Origin of the sequence: Parapedobacter deserti, assembly GCF_042646065.1 — a bacterium.
Lineage (GTDB): Bacteria > Bacteroidota > Bacteroidia > Sphingobacteriales > Sphingobacteriaceae > Parapedobacter > Parapedobacter deserti.
The window spans coordinates 174,082-194,012 of record NZ_JBHRTA010000022.1 but is presented as its reverse complement, the minus strand read 5'-3'; the positions used below and the strand labels follow the sequence as shown (position 1 = coordinate 194,012).

The following is a 19,931-nucleotide window of genomic DNA, read 5'->3' as shown; positions in this document are numbered from 1 at the left end:
CCTTATCGGATAAAGAAGAAAAACAGCGTGCCCAGCGCCAATATCGCCACGCCTACCAATGCGCCTACGCCTGTATAGGCCAAACTGGCATAAAGCAAATACGCGCATGAAGCACAAAAAATGATCGGCGTAAGCGGATACCAAGGCACCTTGAAGGGGCGTGGTGTATTCGGTTCCTTTTTACGCAACACAAATAGAGCGATACCGATCGCCAGGAAAAAAAACCAAAATACTGGAGCGGTAAAATCCACCATCGACTGAAACCCGTTGCGAGTCACCGCCCCCAAACCGATCAGGGCCAGTGCCACGAGGCATTGCACGATCAGGGCATTGACCGGGGTGGAGGTTTTGGTGTTCCATTTTCCCAAAAAACCGAATATTTTGAAATCGCGTCCCAGTGCATAGTTTGTTCGGGCTCCAGTAAATATGGTTGCATTAACGGAGGTTAATGCCATCATAGCTACCAGCACACCGATGAGGACCACACCGGGCTCTCCCATAGTCGCACGCATTAGATCTACACCTACCGCATCGGAGACTGCCATCCGCTCAATACCTAGCACATTTAGGAATGCAAGATTGATCAGTAAATATATTGCAGTAATAATCAATATGCTGATTATCAATACATGGACCATTTTCCGGGAACCACTCTTCAACTCAGCGGAGATATAACCTGCTTCATTCCATCCGCCAAATGTGAGCAGGACGAATACCATGGCAAGTCCCAGTGCGGTCGTGTTCCCTTCGGCGCTAGGCAGGGCGCTCAGCTCTGAGGCAGAAGGGGTAAACAAAAACCCGGCGATAACAACCATTAATAGTCCGGCAAATTGTATGGAAAGCAATAACTTTTGCGTGCCTGCACCAAACTGGACACCAACGATGTTGATCGCAGTAAGCGCGATGACGACCAGCCCGGCGTAGAGCGCGGAGGCGAATTCGCCAAGGGGATATAATTGCGAGATGTAATCGCCTACAATATAAGCGAGCAGTGCAACTGACCCGGTTTGAATAACGCTGACCCTCGCCCAAGCGAATAAAAAAGCAAAGCGCTTTCCGAAGGCACGCATCAAAAAATGATAATCGCCCCCGGTGTTGGGAAATGACGTACTGAGCTCCGCATAACATAGCGCACCGACCAGGGAGACGAATCCACCCAGCAACCAAACCAACACAAACATTTCCGAGCTACCCGTATTGGCGGCCACCAAACTAGGCGTACGGAAGAGGCCGGCACCGACGACCACACCAACGATGATGACGATCGCATCCACCATGCGTAATACAGGTTTCGGCGTGTTGTGGTCATTGAAAGGGGTTTTAGTAGCGTGGTTAGTGGCTTGGCCGTTTTGATGCACATTCAGGGCATACCCTGCCTTGCTTTCTTCTTTCATGTTACGGTTCTAAACGATCTTAACGATTGGTGTTCGGTAAAAATACAATTGGGTATGCGGTATGTTTACCATGACTTGTAATATTTTTGTGAAGATCGGTGATCGTAAGCCGCTACTGGAAAAACTTCTCGCTGAAATTGACCAGAAATAGTTCTTTGGTTGCACGGGTGCAGGCCGTATAGAGCCACCGGAGAAATTCGATATCCAGCAACTCGTCGGTGAGGTAACCTTGATCGACAAACACCGCTTGCCATTGCCCGCCCTGGGCTTTATGGCAGGTAACAGCCATGGCGAATTTGATGTGCAGTGCGTTGTAGTATGGGTCGGCCTTCAGCGCAGTCATGCGTTCTTTTTTATCTGCAATGTCAGCGTAATCTGCCATGACAGCCTCAAAGAAGCGCTGTTGATCCGCCGGTTGCAAACTTGGTGCATCGCTGTAGAGGGTGTCAAGAATCACCCGGCAGTCTATCGGTTCGATCTCATCAGTGTCCATAAACTCCAGACTGACGTCCGCAAACCGGAACCCGTGCTGCTCATGGAGATTGCGCACCCTGCGCACCCGTGCCATGTCGCCGTTTGCAATGAATCCGGTTCGATTTGAGTCGGCCGAGAGCCAGTAATAATTATTACGCACCACCATGATGTAGTCGCCCCCAGTCAGTTCTTCGTCCCTGAATAGGATGCGGTTGCGGATATGCTGATTGTATAAGTTAGCATTTTTATTTGAGCGGCAAATCACGATGGTGTTTTCCATCCCGTATTTGTCGTAGGCATAATGCAACCCTTCGATCAGCCGTTCGCCGGTCATGCGGAATATATCTGGATAACCTTTTACCATAAATCGTGGAAACGCTGGGGTTGAAGGCGTATCTTGTGTTTCTTGCAATTGAGCCCGGATTGCTGTGGCATTATGGAGAATCCCCGAATGCTTTTCCTGCCGGACCACCACAGTAAGCTCGTAGCCGAATACCCGAATTCCGAAGTTCCGGCTAAGCCATCCGCCATCCAATGCGGGACTCTGCAATAGCCCGACAGGGGGCAGCTGTGCCATGTCGCCTACAAACATCAACCGGCAATTTTCGCCGTTACTTACATAACTGACCAAATCTTCGAGGAGGCTTCTGCCGTTGAAAGAAAGGCGTTCGTTCGAGATCATCGATGCCTCGTCTACGATGAACAACGTGTCAGTATGCGGGTTGTCTGCCATGCCAAATGCCATGTCAGGGGATAAGGCACTCTTTTTTCGGTAAATTTTCTTGTGTATGGTGGAGGCCTTCCTGCCCGAATAATTGCTCATCACCTTTGCTGCCCGGCCCGTGGGGGCAAGTAGCACAGTGCGCATGTTCAGCGCTGGGGCAACGCTGGTTAACGTGCTGATTACGGTTGTTTTACCTGTACCGGCATACCCGGTGAGTACAAAACAGCTTGCGTTGTCCGCATACTCGAGGAAGGCAGCGATTTGCCGGAATGCCTCCTGTTGTTGCGCCGTTGGCTGCAGTGGAAAACGACTGGCAATTAATTCAGCGATATGCACCCTCAAAGGTACCCAAAAGTTTGGTACAACGAATTTATCTAAGTAAGTTTGTCACGGCGAATAATGATGATCACGTATACTTCGGCAGATTTCGACATGCAGCGGACGGCTGGCTACACCTTGCTTGCAACGGTGGCACAGGATGAGTGCGCGTTGGCTATTGTAGACCAAGCAAGGAGGTTGAAAGCGTTGCAGACCTATGATTCAGCCCTTGTGCCGCAAGCGGTCGAAAATCTGTTGGGCCGCAGTTTCCAACACGTGAAGGTATCCGTTTTTGATAGTCGCTACATGTTTGTTCCTACCGAGGTATTTGATGATACCTATCAACAAGTTTACCGGCGCTACCTCCCCGACGAAGGCCTTGTAAATTTTGAGGTGTCAACCATCGCATCGCTTGGTGTAAACATGCTCTATCAGGCTAATAGGCTGGATTTAGCGCCTTTTACTGCGCGCTTTCCGCTGCTGCAAGCTTATCCTTTCATACAGGTGTTGCTGTGCAGTACAGCAGCGTTTGGCACCGGAGCAGACAACCCTGTCGTGGTGCTCGACATCACGTCGTCCCGGATGGCGATCTGCCTGTTTGATCAGGGAAAGTTCATCTACGGTAACGATTTTGAAACATATAGCACAGCCGACTTTACCTATTACCTGCTTTCCGTGCTGGAACATGTTGACTGGGTAAATAAAAAGCCTCACATTTACTTATCGGGAGATATAGCCTTGGGTGACGAACGTCACGGGTTGCTTTCTGAATACGGGTGGACCACGGCATTCCTGGATAGTGGATCGCTTACTGGGGTTGCTGTCCCCGAAGAACTGATGCAACTCAAGCATCGATTCCTTACGCTTTTCGGTCTCGTAGTATGCGGATAATAGGAGGGAGCCATGCGGGTTTGCGATTGCATCCGCCGGCGACTCTTCCGGTCCGTCCAACAACGGACATGGCCAAGGAAGCACTTTTCAATATCCTGCAAAATCGCATGGATTTCAAGGAGATACACGCGTTGGATCTGTTTGCTGGCACAGGTAATCTAGCGTTTGAGTTGGCCTCCCGGGGTGCTGCCGAAGTTGTGGCTGTCGATATCCACTTCAAATGTGCACGGTTTATAAAGGATACAGCCAGCAAGCTGAACCTGAGCGCGATTAAAGCCATTAAAGCAGATGCGCTGAAATTTATTGCGGCGTGTGCCGAGAAATTTGATTTTATATTTGCGGATCCCCCATATGATCTTCCCCAGCTTCCCCAGCTTCCGGACCAGGTACTTAAAAGGGGAATGTTGAAACCCGGTGGCATATTGGTCTTGGAGCACTCGTCGACACGCACTGTCGGCGCGCATGCGAACCTGATCGATACACGGAAATATGGGTACTCGTCGTTTTCGTTTTATCAGCTATAAAGTAGGGTTGACTTGACTTGTCATTGCCGCCGGAATCAGCTATTTTTGGAAAAAAGATAAGCATGAAAATCGCTGTATTCCCCGGTTCTTTTGACCCGATCACTAATGCGCATGTAGACATTATCGAACGTGCGGCGCTGCTTTTTGACAAAATATACGTGGCTGTTGGAACGAACACAACAAAGAAGGGCTTTTTTAGCCACGATGAGCGGGTGGAGATTATTCATCATGTGTTCCGAAACCGGGATTCTATCAAACCTGTTCGATTTGAAGGGCTTACTGTTGATTTTTGCCGTGAAGTGGGCGCCCGCTATATCTTGCGAGGCATGCGAAACGCTGGGGACTTTGAGTTTGAGAAAGCCATCGCCCAAAATAATACGGTACTTGACCCGGGCATCGAGACAATATTTCTGGTTAGCAGTAGCGGTTTATCCCATATATCATCCACCATCATCCGCGAGATTCTTATCAACAATGGCGACGCAAGTCAACTGGTGCCAGAAGCAGTGATGAGTGCCGTGACACGTAAATCAACAGTTGCAGGGCGCGCTAATGACTGACTGCTACCGTATCCAAGATATCCGCAATCAGCGGATAAGTGTTTTTCCTGACCTTGTTGAACTTACCCTTGCTCAGCCATGCGGCTTCGGTGATATCCTCTTCGAGTTGCGGCTTTAGCTTGGGCACTTTATTAACGGCCATCTCGTACCAATTGGTCTTTTTGAGCACCAACTCCCCTTTCATGACATAAACGTGGTAGCTGGTCATCAGTTTCGTTCCCAGATAGTCCACCTTAATGCCGCATTCCTCCTCGACTTCGCGTACAGCAGCTTGCTTCATGGATTCTCCAGCATCTATTTTTCCTTTTGGCAAGTCCCATTTTCCCAACCGATAAATAAACAAATAATTGCCGTCTCCATTTTTTACTAACCCGCCGGCGGCTTTAATTACCTTTACTTGTTTTTTAATCGAGCTGAAAATGTCTTTCGGCTTTTTTATTAATAGGAAATAGGTTACGGGGGCTGCGTGATCTTTCACTTGCTTGAAAAGTTTTTCCAAGTCAAGATCTTGATGATCAATTGATTGAACATTGGTAAGGTTTTTGGGTATAAAATCTGCCAAAACGAGGGCGGATTGGTTCATATAAATTTTATAGATTTGCGCCATGAATAATATGAATGAGGTTGCACAAAAAGTTGCCGAATCATTATTGCAAATTAAAGCAATTAAATTACAACCCAAAAAACCTTTTACTTGGGCATCGGGTTGGAAGTCGCCGATTTACTGCGACAATCGTGTAGCTTTGTCCCATCCGCCGATCCGTACGTATATTCGCCAAAAGCTCTCCGAATTGATCCAAGAGGAATTCGGTTCGGTACAAATGATTTCCGGTGTCGCCACTGCGGGCATACCACAGGGAGTGTTGGTGGCACAAGACTTAGGGCTGCCCTTCACTTATGTGAGGAGCAGTTCGAAAGACCACGGTCGACAAAATCAAATAGAGGGAGAAGTTGTCAGTGGGCAACGTGTGGTGGTTGTTGAAGATCTGATTTCCACCGGCAAAAGCAGTTTACAGGCTGTTCAAGCGTTGCGAGATGCTGATTGTAACGTGGTTGGTCTGGTTTCCATTTTCACTTACGGCTTTTCGGAAGCGGAAAAAAACTTTGCTGATGCAAAGTGCAGATACCTCAGCTTATGCGATTATGACACCCTTTTAGCGGTTGCCGCCAAGCATAACTATATTTTGAACAATGACATCGAACTGCTGGAAAAGTGGCGAGCAAACCCCGCAAATTGGTCGCCTGACCACGAGTGAGAAATTCAATTGTTATCAATGACTGTTATTGACAATCAAGTGGTCGTAAACAGGCCGGTAGCTGAAGTATACGGTTTTCTGGCTGATTGCAACAACCATCAGCAACTGATGCCAGAGGAAGCTTACAACTGGTCGTCGACACGCGACACGGCGAGTTTTGCCATCAAGAATATGGCAAAGCTCTCCATCAAAGTGAACAATCGGAATGAAAATAGTGAAGTGGTATTCGGGCCGTCGGAGAAAGTACCGTTTGACGTAACGCTCCGGTGGAGAGTAGAGCCTCAGGGCGATCACGCTACACTAGCGTCGCTGGTCGTTGAAGCGGAGCTTAATATGATGATGAAGATGCTGGCTGCGAAGCCGTTGCAAAAATTAGTGGATGCGCAGGTAGGGAAGTTAAAGGAGATACTAGAAAAATAAGCTTCGAGCTGATTTTCATACCAAATAAAAAATCCCAATGATTTTCGATCGTTGGGATTTTTTATTTTTTTATTTGGTGGTATCAAGCCATTGGCTAAACTACCCGTTCAATTGCTCCGCAACAAAGTCCCAGTTGACCACATTCCACCAATTGGTGATGTACTCTGGCCTCCGGTTTTGGTAGTGCAAATAATACGCATGTTCCCATACGTCGAGCCCTAGCAGCGGTCTGCCTTTTATTTCTACGTCGTCCATCAGCGGATTGTCCTGATTGGGGGTAGAGCCAATTTTCAATGTGCCGTTGTCGCTTACCAGCCAAGCCCAACCCGAACCGAACCTGCCGGCGCCTGCAGCGGCAAATTGTTCTTTAAATTGATCGAATGAACCAAAGGCTCCATTGATGGCGTCAGCCAACTCGCCGCTTGGCGCGTTACCATCCACTGGCGCACGCAGCGATTTCCAGAAAAACGAGTGGTTCCAGGCACCGCCACCGTTGTTCCGTATCTTTGCAGATAATTTCGAGATGTTAGCAAATAGCTCTTCGGGCGAGGAATAAGTTACCTCTTCCGCCTGAATCGCCTCATTTACGTTGGAAATGTAAGCGGTATGGTGCTTGGTGTAATGAATTTCCATTGTCCGCGCATCAATGTGGGGTGCCAATGCATCATATTCGTATCCCAATGGATCTTGGGAAAACTGGAGAGGATCGTCTGATCCGCCGCCTGATGAATCACCAGTAGCGTTCGGTGAACTGCATCCCACTAATGTGTTTAGTGGATTGACACCCATGGCGGTAGATGCAACTGTTGCTGCCGAAATGCCAATGGTAGTCCGTAAAAAATTTCTTCTGTTGGTCGTTGCCATAAGGGGTAAGAGATTTGATTTACAGCTTTAAATACAACCAAAATTAAACATTTGTTTTTAAATCCAGCGGATTAATTGGCATTTTGCATGGATATTTTGAAAAAAATGAGGTACTTACGCAATCCTAAGAATCAGTTCATCCTTAGACATGCGTACTTTTTTCTGCTTGACCAACCAATCGTTTTCCTGGTCGCGATAGCCCAAGGGCAACAGTGTCACACTTTTAAGTCCTTGTTGAGGCAACTGCAATAGTTCGTCGAGTGCAGCATTGTCAAAGCCTTCCATGGGCGTTGCATCCACTTGAAGTTCTGCAGCGGCGGCAATAGCCAAACCAAAAGCAATATACGCTTGCCGGGCAGCATGCTCAAAATTTGTATCCGCGGATCTGGTTAGATAGATGTTTTTCAGCCGCGTCTTGTAATCATCAAACGAATCGGGAGGGAGTCCGCGTTCGGATGCGATACGGGCAAAGACGTGGTCTATCCGTTCAGCGCTATAGTTGTCCCAAGCTGCGAAGACCAGCAGGTGTGAGCCGTCGGTGATCTGGCTTTGGTCGAAAGCAATCGGTCGGATCTTGCTTTTTAGCTCCTGATTGGTAATCACGATGATCCGGAACGGCTGCAAGCCGGACGATGTGGGCGCCAGGTACGCCGCTTCCAAAACTTTGTCTACCTTTTCCTGGGGCACAGGCTGGCCATTCATTTTCTTGGTGGCATAACGCCAGTTCAATGCTTCTAATAATTGCATAATCGTAGTAGCTAATTAATGTTAATAGTTAATGTTTAGTATTCAACTGTTTTTACGTCAGCTCGTGTTTTTACGTTCAGCTCGTCAGCGCCTTGATGAAACCCGAAACAGCATCTTCGAGCGTCAGCTTTGCTTTTTCAGGGCATCCCGGCGTCGATATCAAACTCATTGCTACGAGCCCATGCAAGATGGACCAAAATGTAGTGGCCTTTAAGTGGACGTCCGTTCCCGGTTGGTTTCCGGCTTTCGCCGCTGCTTCTATAGTAGAATGAAAGATATCACTCACTTCCTTGATTTCGCCGATCTCCTTGACCATTTCGCAAGTGGGAATGCCCAATCCATACATAATCTGGTAATGTTTCGGATGCTGGATTGCGAAGTCCCAGTAGGCACCGGAGAGTGCCATTAGCTGCGCATTCGCATTATCTTGCTCCCCTTTCGCACGGCGGAGCTTTTCCGCCAGCAAGGCATATCCTTCCTGCGAAAATGCCTCAAGGATGGCATCCTTACTTTCAAAATGCTTGTACACCACCGGTGTGCTGTACTCGATGGCCTCAGCAATCCGACGGATCGATAACGCCTGCCAGCCCTCTTCCTCAACAATCTGCCACGACTGCCGGAGTATAGTTGACCGCACTTCCTCCATTTGCCGCTGTTTACGTTCTGATATTCCCATTGTTTACGGTGTTATAAAAACCTAACGATGTCAGCAAAAATAACAACCATTAACATAACGGAGGGTATAACGTTTCAAAAACGACAATCACATGACAAGGTTATTTTGCCTGCCGGGAGAAAAGCATGTGGCCAGCCAACATCAGCACCACAAAGCCGGTGCCTACAATGGTAACACCAGTCCACTGAAAATGTCCCCATGCAATGGATGCAATCAACGTGCCGAGGGACCCGCCGACGAAATAGCTCGTCATGTAGATGGTATTCACCCGGTTGGTTGCTTCCGGATGTTTGGCGAAGATAACGGACTGGTTAATCAGGTGTATCGCCTGGAGCGCCATGTCTATAAGCAGTACGCCAATGATCAAGCCCCAATACCGCGTTGATCCTGGGGAGCCGATGAACCACCATGAAAACAATGCAAGGCCTGAAAGTGCAACGATAAGCTTATTACGGTCAAGGCGGTCTATTGTCTTGCCAAGCATTGCCGGCACCAGTGCGCCGGCAATGCCCAGGATTCCGAATGCGCCGGCGACGTCGCTGCCCGCACGGAATGGTTGGCCCTCCAGGTGGAATACCAGCGTCGTCCAAAAGGCTGCAAAGGAAGCAAAGCTACACGCGCCGCGCCATGAGGCCAACCGCAAGGCTGCGTCTGTCCGGAAATAGTGAACCAGCGAATGCATCAGCGAACGGTAGCTGCCATGGAAGGAGGGTTTTATTTCCGGCAACGTTTTCATTACGACTATCCAATAGGCAAACATGACAATGGCACCGATAAAGAACATATAGCGCCAGCCCATGTGCTGTCCCACGAAGCCACTGATGATCCGTGATGCGAGGATACCGATGAGCAAACCGCTCATCACCATGCCGATTGACCGGCTTCTCTCCTTTGGTGCCGCCAGCGTGGCGGCGAGAGGCACGAAAAGCTGCGGTATAATGCACGTGAGACCGATAAAAAAGCTGGCAACGGTCAACCACGACAATTCGTGACTGAATGAGGCCAGCAGCAGCGATACGACAATAAACGGAAAAATAGCCACGATCAGCCGCCTCCGGTAGAACATATCGGCCAGCGGAACCAGAAAAAACAGGCCTACCGCATAGCCGATTTGCGTAATCGAGGCCACTGCACTTGCCTCGCGTTCTGAAACTCGGAAATCTGCCGCAATAAGTGCCAACAGTGGTTGGTTATAATAATTGTTCGCTACCACAAGCCCGGCCCCAACGGTCATCAGCCATAAGGTCCGGCTACTTAGGTGGGACGGCTGTTCTTCACGACGAGAATCTGCCATTAGCTAGTAGGTATTTGCTGCCCCGCGTGGTTTAGCACTGTATTGATAACAGAGCAAAAGTCCGCCAAGGTATATGCTGTGTATCAGTTGTACCGATACCGCGTTCCAATTTTCGATGAGCGAGCTACCGAAAATCAACAGGGTCATGATGACGAGACCCGTTATTAAGGCTTGGCTGAACCAGCGGCCGCTGATCAGCCACACGCCTGTTATAAATTCACTGAAAACAAGGATATATCCGAAGGCGAAGACCACGCCCTGCGGAAGTGGTGTATCGGCAAATTGCTGGGCCATGTTCAACGCAAATGCATGTAGTTTTGGCAATCTTACGAGGCCATGGCCGAGAAACGATATAGCGATGGGTAGCCGTACGACAAAAGCGATGATTTTCTGATCAGTCATATTGCGCTGGGTTTGTAGCTTTGCAAAGATACATCCATTTGCTGTCGGGACAATCGGGTTTGTAAATTGTTTCAAGCAAAATGTTCATGTACAAAAAACAATAAAAGAGTTATAACTTTGGCACATGTCAATAACCAATAACAATATGTCAAGGACACAGCAGTTCATCGATAGAGAATTGCAATACAGTGCTCATAACTACCACCCCTTGCCCGTTGTGCTGGAACGCGGTGAAGGGGTACACCTGTGGGACGTCGAAGGCAAACGCTACTACGATTTCCTCTCGGGGTATTCAGCCGTAAACCAAGGGCACTGCCATCCAAAGATCGTCGGTGCGCTCGTTGAGCAAGCCCAAAAGCTAACGTTAACCTCCCGGGCTTTCCATAGCGATTTGCTGGGGGAATATGCTGGTTATGTCACGACGTATTTCGGGTACGACAAAGTATTGCCGATGAACAGCGGGGTGGAGGCAGTGGAAACAGCGCTGAAGCTCGCCCGCCGGTGGGGATACGATAAAAAGGGTATTCCGGAAAACCAAGCCAAAATCATAACCGTCGAAGGCAATTTCCACGGCCGTACGCTCAACGTGGTGTCGTTCAGTACAGACCCATCCTCCCGTGAGGGTTTTGGCCCCTTTATGCCAGGATATGAAGTTGTGGCTTACAACGATCTGGAAGCGCTATCGAAAGCGCTACAAGACCCATCTGTGGCCGGCTTCCTTGTAGAGCCTATCCAGGGCGAAGCCGGTGTGTACGTGCCGGATGACGGCTATCTTGCGGCAGCCTACTCCTTATGCAAGCAGGCCAACGTGTTGTTCATCGGGGATGAAATACAGACGGGCCTTGCCCGGACAGGAAAGATGCTAGCCTGTGACCATGAAAACGTCCGCCCGGATATACTGATTTTGGGAAAAGCACTAAGCGGCGGTGTGCTGCCCGTGTCATCGGTATTGGCTGACGACGAGGTGATGCTATGCATCAGGCCCGGCGAACACGGATCTACGTATGGAGGCAATCCCTTGGCATGTAAAGTGGCAATAGCTGCGCTGGAGGTGATCAAGGACGAACGGCTGGCCGAACGAGCGGACGAACTGGGCGAACATTTTCGTGAACGCATACGGGCGCTCGACCATCCCAACATAAAGGAGGTGCGGGGAAAAGGCTTGTTGAATGCTGTTGTCATCAAACACGGAAACCCTGAAGCCGCATGGAAACTTTGCTTAGCACTAAAAGAGGATGGTCTTCTTGCCAAACCGACGCATGGAGATAAAATTCGGTTTGCACCACCGCTGGTGATTACCAAGGAACAGCTCGATGAATGCATTAGTATTATCGGAAAGAGCTTGGCAAGTTTGGCATGAACCTGATAATGTCGTAACTTCGCGCAAAATCAGCGATGCAGCATTACCATCACAGACCAGCGCGCGAAAAGCGCGAAACGAACCAGCATATTTACGGGATCAGAGCGGTTATCGAAGCTATTGACAGCGGTAAGGAAATCGAGTCGCTTTTTGTTCAACGCGGATTGGGAGGAGCATTGTTCCTTGAATTGAAGCAGTTGCTCAAGCAGCATGACATCAGTTATCAGCAAGTACCGATCGAAAAGCTTAACCGCATGACGCGCAAAAATCACCAAGGTGTCATCGCAGTCATTTCGCCGATTACTTACCAACGGATCGAAAATATTGTGCCGATGATTTACGAAAGGGGGGAAGTCCCGTTGTTGCTGATCTTAGATGGCGTCACCGATGTCCGCAATTTCGGAGCCATCGCCCGTACGGCAGAATGTGCCGGCGTCCATGCGCTCATTGTGCCCAAAAGGGGCTCAGCTGAAATCAACCCGGATGCCATCAAGACCTCTGCAGGAGCGCTGTATAAAATTAACGTATGCAGAGAAGAAAGTCTTACTAAAACGGCACGCCTTCTTCAGGAATCGGGCATCCAGCTGATCGCCTGTACCGAAAAAACGGAACATGACCTATATCAGATCGATTACACCGTGCCCAGCGCGTTGGTGCTAGGCTCGGAAGAACAGGGTATCTCCGATGAGCTAATCCGCTTGGCCGACCACTTGGCAAAAATTCCCTTGGCTGGATCCATCGCTTCGCTCAATGTATCTGTGTCTGCGGGTGTCGCGTTGTATGAGGCGGTACGGCAGCGGAGCGTCTTCGAACGTTGACAACCCCTCAGCTGGCCTCCATCGCTACCTTGGCTCGTTCCTGCTTTTTCCTTTTGTGCTTATTACTTGGTCGCCTTTTGCCGTAAGTACCATTGACGATTTTCCCGCGTTTGGTTTTTTTATCTCCTTTTCCCATATCGAACAGTGTTTCTCAGGTTAACAATATCCATGAAATCAAGTTCAAAAAAATCCGAACTAAATTAATAAATAACCAATAATAATAAAATTCCGAGACCTGACATTTTTTCATTTTCATCTTTCCCTGGCATTTAACTATAAGTTAATTGATTCTTTAACGGGTTTTTTATCAGTGCTTTATATAGATTACGTAAATGGAAAAATAAGCATAATTTTTATCCATAATCGCATGTCCGGTAAATGTTCCTATCTTCGTGGGGAATGAGAAAGAGCTATAAGTTGCAAGATTGTTCCATTGAGGTAGGAATTAAAGAGGGGCTAATTCAGATTACAAGTGATAAATGCTTTAGGCTTGCGATTTCACGCGCACCCGAACAGATAGCTTCACTCCTGGTGGGTCAGGTCAAGGCAGATTATTATTTGCACTTTGGCAAAGCGCTCCAGGTTGGCGACGATTCCTTAATTGTGGAAATCTGGGGGCACATATATTTTGAATATTTTTTACAGAAATACGGTAGGTTTCTGCGCATTATTTTCTTTGGCGCTTTATACAACCGTTTATGCCGATCGTGTGAGGTGATTGATTGTGGCGAACGTGAAAAAGATCCCAACAGAAGAATCTGGGACAAGCTTGGGCCGCATCGTAAACGGATCGCGCGATGGTTGCCCAAAATCAATTCCTGACGGGGTAATGCGGTAGAGTCGGTTACCGTGCGCAAAAGCGCCGAAAGGGAGTAACTAACGTCGAGCAGAACCCGGTCATGCCACTTCGCGCATGTCCACGGCTACCACGCGCGACACGCCCTGTTCAACCATCGTTACCCCGTAAATAATGTCCGTGCTGGCGATCGTACGCTTATTATGCGATACGATGATGAATTGCGATTGGTTGGAAAACTTGCGGATGATGTTGTTGAACTTATCAATGTTGGTATCATCAAGCGGGGCATCTACCTCGTCGAAGATACAGAATGGTGCCGGCTTAAGCAGGTAAAGGGCGAATAGCAGCGCCGTGGATGTCAAGGTCTTTTCACCGCCTGACAGTTGATTGATAGACAACGGGCGCTTACCTTTGGGGCGTGCCATAATGTCGATGTCGGATTCCAATGGATTACTGGGGTCTGAGAGTATCAGATCGCAAGTGTCTTCCTCGTTGAATAGCGAGCGGAATACGTTAATGAAGTTTTCGCGCACACGAGTGAAAGCGTCCATGAAGTTTTCGCGTGCGGTTTCATCGATCTCCTGTATGGTTTCCAACAAGGAATTTTTAGCATCCAAAAGGTCTTGTTTTTCCTTGACAATAAAGGTGTACCGTTCGTTCATCTCCTGATAGGCTTCCATTGCCATGGGATTGATACTGCCGAAATCATCCAGTTGCTTGCGCAGTTTTTCCGTTTTCTGACGGAGTGCCTCTTCGTCCTCTTCGGGCTGCGGCTGCACTACCCCGTCGTCACCTGGCATTAAATCGTTGATATCGATGGAAAATTCGACAGACAGCCGCTCTTTCAGCGCGTTTAGCTCGAGCTTCAGGCTGGTTTTTTTATCCCGGAGCTCATCAAAAATGAAGTTCACCTGTTCCTTTTGCCGCCGTAGTTGTGTGATCTCTTCCTCGGTCTCATTGATCTTTGCACGAGAGGCATAGTAGTCTTCCTCGACTTCGTGCAGCCCCTTTTCAAATGCTTCTTTCTGAGTGTACATGGCAAGGAGATCTTCGTCCGAGTCATCTACATGCTGTAGCGTGTCTTTGATGGATGCCTGCACCTGTTCAAATTCATCCCTATTCTTCGCAATCCGGCCCTCATAGGTATCCCGGAGTGTCTCACGGTATTCCAGGTCCTTTTCGACGCCTGATACCTTGTTTTGCTGCTGATGAAAGCGTATGTTTTCTTGATTGAATGCCGATGTTCGTTCAGTGAGTACCTCCGAAAGTTCGCGGAAGACCGCCTGCATTTCTGCCAGTGATGCGCTTCGTCGTTCATTTTCGGATTGGAGGGTTTGCAGCGATGGCTCGGCACGTTTCAGCTCATCGGCGATACTGGCCATTTTTGCCTCGATATCCTGTTTGCGGTTTTGGCTGTTGGTAATGAACGCGTGGTATTGTTCCTGCTTGGTTTTAACAGACACCAGCTCGTGATTCAGCCGGTTGAGCTGTTGTCCCACTTCTTCCATGCGAGGTTTCTGGGAACTGCCTTTTAGGGCGGCAAGCCGTTGGGTTTCTTCAGCAACCCTGCCTTGCTGGGCGGAGTTCAATTGTCCTAACGACTTGATTTCTTTCGCCAGATTTTCGAGATTTTTAGCCCGGCCGATGCGCTTTCCTTCAAAAAGCCCGACCGACCCGCCGGCCATACCTAGTCTGTTTATACTGAATTTACCGCTCTTGTGCAGCACAGCGATTCCGTCGGTCGGCAGCTCGTCACCAGGCCATTGCTCATCGTCGGCCCGAAGCACGAAAACATTATGCAGCAGGATGCGGCACAACGGGAGGTATTGCGCTTCCACATCGATGATTTCCATCGCATGGACGAGCCGTCCGTCCGTTGCAGCTGCGGTTTCCGGTATGCGGAGGCCGCTGATTGCGTCGAGTACGAAAAAATTGGCCCTTCCCCGGGCGGCGTCGCTCAATAGCTGGATAGCCTGCACCGCTTCCTCTTGCGCCTGCACCACATAGTGGTTCATATAGGGCTCCAGATAATTTTCGACGGCTATGCGATATTCCTCTTTGCAGAATAGGATGTCTGAAAATAAAGGATAGTGTTTTTTCCAACCGGCGTTTTTACGTAGGAAACGTATCGACTCGGGGAAGCCCTCCAGGTTGTCAACCAATGATTTGGTGAGGTTGTACTCATTCTGCTTTGCATCCAGTTGCCGGTTATTCCGGATCAGCTCATCCTTGAGCGACTGAAGGATGGCTTCGGTGTCAGCGATACGGTGCTGCAATTCGCTTTCTGACTTTGCCGCCGCGTCGTAGTCCTGCTGTAAAGCTTGTGTTTGACCCTCCAATCGGTCTACCAGTACGTTGAACTGGTCGAGTTCGGAAACCTTGGACTCCACATCGTTTACATTGCGCTGGCTCTCCTGCGCTAAGGCATCATGCTGGATGCGCATGACAGCGATTTCCTTTTCGAGTTTATGGATAGCGTTTTGCAGTTCGTTTCGCGCGCGCATGGCTGCGTCCAGCTTATTTTTAGCCGTCTGCTGCTGACCTCGCAACTCGTCTACTTCAGCTTTTTGCTGCTGCAATGACGCGGAAATGGTGTCGAGCTTCTGTTGCTCGGTAAGCCGCTCCTCGTTGAGCCGTTTGATGTTGTACAGCGCATGGTTAAGCTGCTGCTTATCTTGCGAAATATCCTCGCTGAGGCGCTTCTCCTTCTCCTGAAGATTCCGGAGCTGCTCGTTTTTAACCTTTTTTTCGCTCTCGTAGGCCCGAATTTTGCCAACGTATTCGCTGGTTGCCTTCTGCTGTACGGAAAGGTTTTTCTCTTTGGCAAGGCTTTCCTGTTTTAGTTGCTGAAGCTGGGCCTCCAGCTTGGCAGTTGCCGCGCCGATTCGTGTCTGCTCAGTGCGCTGTGCCAGCTCCTGCTCGTCAAGCCGGGACAGCGATTCGCTAAAATGTGCAATCCGGTAAGTTGCCAATGCCACGCTGAGCATCTTATACTGCTCTTTGAGCCGGTAATAGCGCTCGGCCTTTTTGGCTTGGTTTTCCAGCGTCTTGAGGTTTCTCTCAATTTCAAAGAGGAGGTCCTCCACCCGTTCCAGATCCCCTTCCGTATCTTTTAATTTACTGAGTGTTTGCCTTTTGCGAACTTTATATTTAGAAATACCTGATGCTTCTTCAAAGAGATTACGGCGTGAGTTATCTTTATTATTGATGATCTCATCGATCATCTTCAGTTCGATAATGGAATAGGAATCAGCACCGATCCCGGTATCGAGGAAAAGATCGGTGATGTCCTTAAGCCGGCATTTGACGTCATTGAGCCGGTATTCACTTTCTCCGCTACGGTACAACTTGCGGGTAATGGTTACTTGTGAAAACTCCGTGGGAAGAATATTCCTGGTGTTGTCGAAGGAAAGAGATACCTCAGCTAGGTTGGCCGCTTTGCGATTTTTTGTACCATTGAAAATGATATTTTCCATCTTTTCGGAACGGAGCATGCGGGTGCTTTGTTCGCCAAGCACCCAACGTATGGCATCCACCACGTTGGATTTGCCACAACCGTTGGGGCCGACAATGGCTGTTACGCCTTCGTTGAAATGGATCGTGATCTTATCACCGAAACTTTTAAATCCTTTTATTTCGAGCTTGGTCAGTTGCATCTGTGCCGCTATCTCTGTTCCGTGGCGAATTTAAGAAATTGGATTGATTAACTACATGTATAGCCTATCTTTGCCCGAAAGATAAGCGAGTATGGGATACAGCAGCCTAACTGAGTGCGTAAATGACCTGGAGCGGCACGGTCACTTGATTCGAATCAAAGATGAGGTAGACCCATACCTGGAGATGGCTGCCATACATATGCGTGTCTACCAGGCACAGGGGCCGGCCCTGCTGTTTGAAAACATCAAAGGAAGCTCATTTCCTGCTGTTTCTAACTTGTTTGGCACGCTTGAGCGGTCTCGATTTATGTTTAGGGATACACTTGATAAGATCAAGGTACTGGTTGACGTTAAGTCAAACCCGATGCAGGCCATCAAAAACCCGTTCCGGTATGCCCATGTGGCGGCGACGGCCCTGTCGGCGTTGCCTTGGAAAAAAAGGAGCGGTGCGCCGATCCTGTACGGTACCACGCGTATCAGTCAACTTCCGCAGATCGTGAATTGGCCAATGGACGGCGGGCCGTTTGTGACCATGCCCCAGGTATATACCGAAGACGTGACTAAGCCCGGCCCCATGCACGCCAACCTCGGCATGTATCGAATCCAACTTGCGGGCAATGACTACGTGCAGGACACCGAAGTCGGGCTCCACTATCAGCTGCACCGTGGCATCGGCGTACACCAGACCATGGCCAACGCCCTTGGACAGCCACTGAAGGTGAGTATTTTTGTGGGTGGCCCGCCCTCACATCCGTTGGCAGCTGTGATGCCGCTACCGGAAGGATTGTCAGAGCTTACGTTTGCGGGCGCATTAGGCAACAGGCGCTTCCGCTATTTTTATGACGAGGAGGGGTTTTGTATTTCGGCGGATGCGGACTTCGTGATCACGGGCACCGTCTATCCCGGTGAAAATAAACCGGAGGGGCCATTTGGCGACCACCTAGGCTATTACAGCCTGGTACACCCCTTTCCGCTGATGCGAGTACACAAGGTTTATCACCGGAAGAATCCGATTTGGTCGTTTACCGTTGTGGGACGCCCACCCCAAGAAGACACCAGTTTTGGGGCGTTGATACACGAGATTACCGGGTCGGCCATTCCGCAGGAAATAAATGGTCTTCATGCTGTCCACGCCGTCGATGCTGCCGGAGTGCACCCGTTGCTGTTTGCCATCGGTAGCGAGCGGTATACGCCTTACCTGCAGACCGACCGGCCGCAGGAAATCCTCACCATTGCCAACCAAATCCTCGGTAAAAACCAATTGAGTCTGGCGAAATACCTTTTTATATCGGCTTATCAAGATGATCCCAAACTTGATATCCATGACATACCGGCATTTTTGAAACACATACTCGAACGGATCGATCCCGAACGCGACTTGCATTTCCATACCAGGACGACCATTGACACACTGGATTATTCCGGAGATGGGTTGAATACCGGTTCGAAGGTGGTTTTTGCTGCTGCGGGAAGTAAAAAGCGAGACCTCGCCGTAGTGCTACCGGGCGGTTTCCAGTTGCCTAAGCCGTTTCAGGCCTGCAAGCTGGCCCTGCCGGGTGTGCTGGCAGTCGAAGCCCCGCCATTTACAAACTATGAGAATGAGGCAGTGAATATCGACCGGTGGAGTACAGCGGCCGAAACGGTTGATTTTTCCGGCATCACACTGATCGTGCTTTGTGATGATGCGGCGTTTACCGCAGATAGCGTCAATAACTTGGTATGGGTAGCATTTACACGAAGCAACCCATCGTACGACATACATGGCGTCCGCAGCTTCATCGAACATAAGCACTGGGGTTGCCGCGGACCGGTGATCATTGATGCCCGTAAGAAGCCCCACCATGCCCCCGAGCTGATCGAAGACCCCGATGTGGAAAAGCGCGTGAGCGCAATGGGAGCAAAGGGCAAACCGCTGCATGGCATTATATAGAACAGCACATACAACCAACCCGCATCGAACAATCGCGCCGCTAGTCTGTTAGATCAAATACGAGCGTACTAAACGATTATTTAAAATAAGTGTATCGTTATGAAAAAAGTATTGATGATACTCACTTCACATGCGGGTATGGAAAATACCGACAGCAAAACCGGTGTCTGGCTTGGTGAATTTACCGATCCCTACTACGAATTTGTGGACCAAGGCCATACAGTGGTATTGGCTAGTCCGGCGGGGGGCGAGCCTCCAGTGGACCCGATGAGTAAGTTAGTGGAACACATTACACCCTCCAACCGACGCTTCAACGACGACCCTGAAGCGCAACGCCTGTTTGGCAACACATTGATGCTTGACACGATGGTAGCGGATGCTTTTGATGCGCTGTTCTTACCGGGCGGCCATGGTCCGTTGTGGGACCTTGCCCGGGATCTAACCAGCGGAAAACTGATACTGGACTTTTTAAGCCAAGGGAAACCGGTGGGCGCGGTGTGCCATGGTCCGGCTGCCCTCATCAAGGCCGCTGAACTACAACCGGGCCTGTTGCGGGGCAAGCGGATTACCGCATTCACCAATACGGAGGAGAGTCTGGTTGCACGCATCGGCAATATCCCCTTTAAGCTGGAATCGACACTGCGAGAACTCGGCGCCGATTTCCAGGCCTCCACCATTCCGTTTTCGATCCACGTCGAGACAGATGGACTCCTGGTGACCGGACAGAATCCGATGTCTGCCGGACCTGCGGCACGTGCCGTTATACAGTTGCTTGGGGCAGCGGGTGAAGCAGGTGCCATCGATCCACTACCGTGATTGGACAA

The 19,931-nt window shown here is 49.5% G+C and carries 20 protein-coding genes; 10 read left to right on the top strand and 10 right to left on the bottom strand.

Translation table 11 applies throughout. The features are described 5' to 3' along the window. Positions 1-2: 2 nt before the first annotated feature. Complete coding sequence (locus tag ACFOET_RS07625; protein WP_379021210.1) at positions 3-1,394, bottom strand: APC family permease; 1,392 nt, start codon at positions 1,392-1,394, stop codon at positions 3-5. 112 nt (positions 1,395-1,506) lie between these two features. After that, a complete protein-coding gene (locus tag ACFOET_RS07620) occupies positions 1,507-2,928 on the bottom strand; it encodes an ATP-dependent DNA helicase (RefSeq protein ID WP_379021358.1) in 1,422 nt (473 codons plus the stop codon). A gap of 63 nt (positions 2,929-2,991) precedes the next feature. Here ACFOET_RS07620 and ACFOET_RS07615 point away from each other — a divergent pair, with 63 nt between their 5' ends. The 3 genes from ACFOET_RS07615 (at position 2,992) to coaD (ending at position 4,885) form a co-directional block, all read left to right on the top strand. Continuing rightward, complete coding sequence (locus ACFOET_RS07615) at positions 2,992-3,801, top strand: DUF3822 family protein (RefSeq protein WP_379021208.1); 810 nt, start codon at positions 2,992-2,994, stop codon at positions 3,799-3,801. Beyond that, positions 3,792-4,325 carry a 16S rRNA (guanine(966)-N(2))-methyltransferase RsmD gene (gene rsmD, locus ACFOET_RS07610; RefSeq protein WP_379021206.1) on the top strand — a complete coding sequence of 178 codons (534 nt, stop codon included), beginning with the start codon at positions 3,792-3,794 and terminating at the stop codon, positions 4,323-4,325. The genes ACFOET_RS07615 and rsmD overlap by 10 nt, the downstream gene beginning before the upstream one ends. Before the next feature lie 62 nt (positions 4,326-4,387). Continuing rightward, positions 4,388-4,885, top strand: coding sequence for a pantetheine-phosphate adenylyltransferase (gene coaD / locus ACFOET_RS07605; RefSeq protein ID WP_379021204.1), 498 nt, complete (start codon positions 4,388-4,390; stop codon positions 4,883-4,885). Here the strand turns inward: coaD and ACFOET_RS07600 are convergent. Next, complete coding sequence (locus tag ACFOET_RS07600; protein ID WP_379021202.1) at positions 4,875-5,363, bottom strand: NUDIX hydrolase; 489 nt, start codon at positions 5,361-5,363, stop codon at positions 4,875-4,877. The two genes, coaD and ACFOET_RS07600, sit on opposite strands and share 11 nt — an antisense overlap. Positions 5,364-5,490: 127 nt before the next feature. Here ACFOET_RS07600 and pyrE point away from each other — a divergent pair, with 127 nt between their 5' ends. Together pyrE and ACFOET_RS07590 are read left to right on the top strand one after the other, a co-directional pair. Continuing rightward, positions 5,491-6,141: an orotate phosphoribosyltransferase gene (pyrE, locus tag ACFOET_RS07595; protein WP_379021201.1), complete on the top strand. Its 651-nt coding sequence runs from the start codon at positions 5,491-5,493 to the stop codon at positions 6,139-6,141. 18 nt (positions 6,142-6,159) lie between these two features. Beyond that, entirely contained in the window at positions 6,160-6,561 is a 402-nt protein-coding gene (locus tag ACFOET_RS07590) for an SRPBCC family protein (RefSeq protein WP_379021199.1), read from the top strand. Positions 6,562-6,660: 99 nt separating this feature from the next. Here the strand turns inward: ACFOET_RS07590 and ACFOET_RS07585 are convergent, their stop codons facing one another. From ACFOET_RS07585 to ACFOET_RS07565, 5 genes are all read right to left on the bottom strand, one after another. Further along, entirely contained in the window at positions 6,661-7,425 is a 765-nt protein-coding gene (locus ACFOET_RS07585; protein WP_379021197.1) for a superoxide dismutase, read from the bottom strand. A 114-nt stretch (positions 7,426-7,539) separates the two neighbouring features. Next, a complete protein-coding gene (locus ACFOET_RS07580; protein WP_379021195.1) occupies positions 7,540-8,172 on the bottom strand; it encodes a nitroreductase family protein in 633 nt (210 codons plus the stop codon). Positions 8,173-8,248: 76 nt separating this feature from the next. Further along, positions 8,249-8,848, bottom strand: a complete 600-nt coding sequence (locus ACFOET_RS07575) for a TetR/AcrR family transcriptional regulator (RefSeq protein WP_379021193.1) — start codon at positions 8,846-8,848, stop codon at positions 8,249-8,251. 100 nt (positions 8,849-8,948) lie between these two features. Further along, the gene (locus tag ACFOET_RS07570; protein WP_379021191.1) at positions 8,949-10,142 is read right to left on the bottom strand and encodes an MFS transporter; all 1,194 of its coding nucleotides are present in this window, start codon (positions 10,140-10,142) and stop codon (positions 8,949-8,951) included. Between the two features lie 3 nt (positions 10,143-10,145). Next, a complete protein-coding gene (locus ACFOET_RS07565) occupies positions 10,146-10,544 on the bottom strand; it encodes a DoxX family protein (protein WP_379021189.1) in 399 nt (132 codons plus the stop codon). A gap of 145 nt (positions 10,545-10,689) precedes the next feature. On the opposite strand from ACFOET_RS07565, the gene rocD reads away from it, so the two are divergent. Further along, a complete protein-coding gene (rocD, locus tag ACFOET_RS07560) occupies positions 10,690-11,904 on the top strand; it encodes an ornithine--oxo-acid transaminase (RefSeq protein ID WP_379021187.1) in 1,215 nt (404 codons plus the stop codon). A gap of 35 nt (positions 11,905-11,939) precedes the next feature. Next, on the top strand, positions 11,940-12,722 hold the full coding sequence (rlmB, locus tag ACFOET_RS07555) for a 23S rRNA (guanosine(2251)-2'-O)-methyltransferase RlmB (RefSeq protein WP_379021185.1): 783 nt from the start codon (positions 11,940-11,942) through the stop codon (positions 12,720-12,722). Between the two features lie 7 nt (positions 12,723-12,729). On the opposite strand, the gene ACFOET_RS07550 is transcribed toward rlmB, so the two are convergent. Next, the gene (locus ACFOET_RS07550) at positions 12,730-12,858 is read right to left on the bottom strand and encodes a 30S ribosomal protein THX (RefSeq protein WP_379021183.1); all 129 of its coding nucleotides are present in this window, start codon (positions 12,856-12,858) and stop codon (positions 12,730-12,732) included. A 263-nt stretch (positions 12,859-13,121) separates the two neighbouring features. Here ACFOET_RS07550 and ACFOET_RS07545 point away from each other — a divergent pair, with 263 nt between their 5' ends. Then, on the top strand, positions 13,122-13,544 hold the full coding sequence (locus ACFOET_RS07545; protein ID WP_379021181.1) for a hypothetical protein: 423 nt from the start codon (positions 13,122-13,124) through the stop codon (positions 13,542-13,544). Positions 13,545-13,619: 75 nt separating this feature from the next. Here ACFOET_RS07545 and smc read toward each other — a convergent pair whose 3' ends face one another. Continuing rightward, positions 13,620-17,177 carry a chromosome segregation protein SMC gene (gene smc, locus ACFOET_RS07540; protein WP_379021179.1) on the bottom strand — a complete coding sequence of 1,186 codons (3,558 nt, stop codon included), beginning with the start codon at positions 17,175-17,177 and terminating at the stop codon, positions 13,620-13,622. A gap of 91 nt (positions 17,178-17,268) precedes the next feature. Here smc and ACFOET_RS07535 point away from each other — a divergent pair, with 91 nt between their 5' ends. Together ACFOET_RS07535 and ACFOET_RS07530 are read left to right on the top strand one after the other, a co-directional pair. Continuing rightward, positions 17,269-19,107, top strand: coding sequence for a UbiD family decarboxylase (locus ACFOET_RS07535; protein WP_379021177.1), 1,839 nt, complete (start codon positions 17,269-17,271; stop codon positions 19,105-19,107). 99 nt (positions 19,108-19,206) lie between these two features. Next, positions 19,207-19,923, top strand: coding sequence for a type 1 glutamine amidotransferase domain-containing protein (locus ACFOET_RS07530; protein WP_379021175.1), 717 nt, complete (start codon positions 19,207-19,209; stop codon positions 19,921-19,923). Positions 19,924-19,931 lie beyond the last annotated feature (8 nt).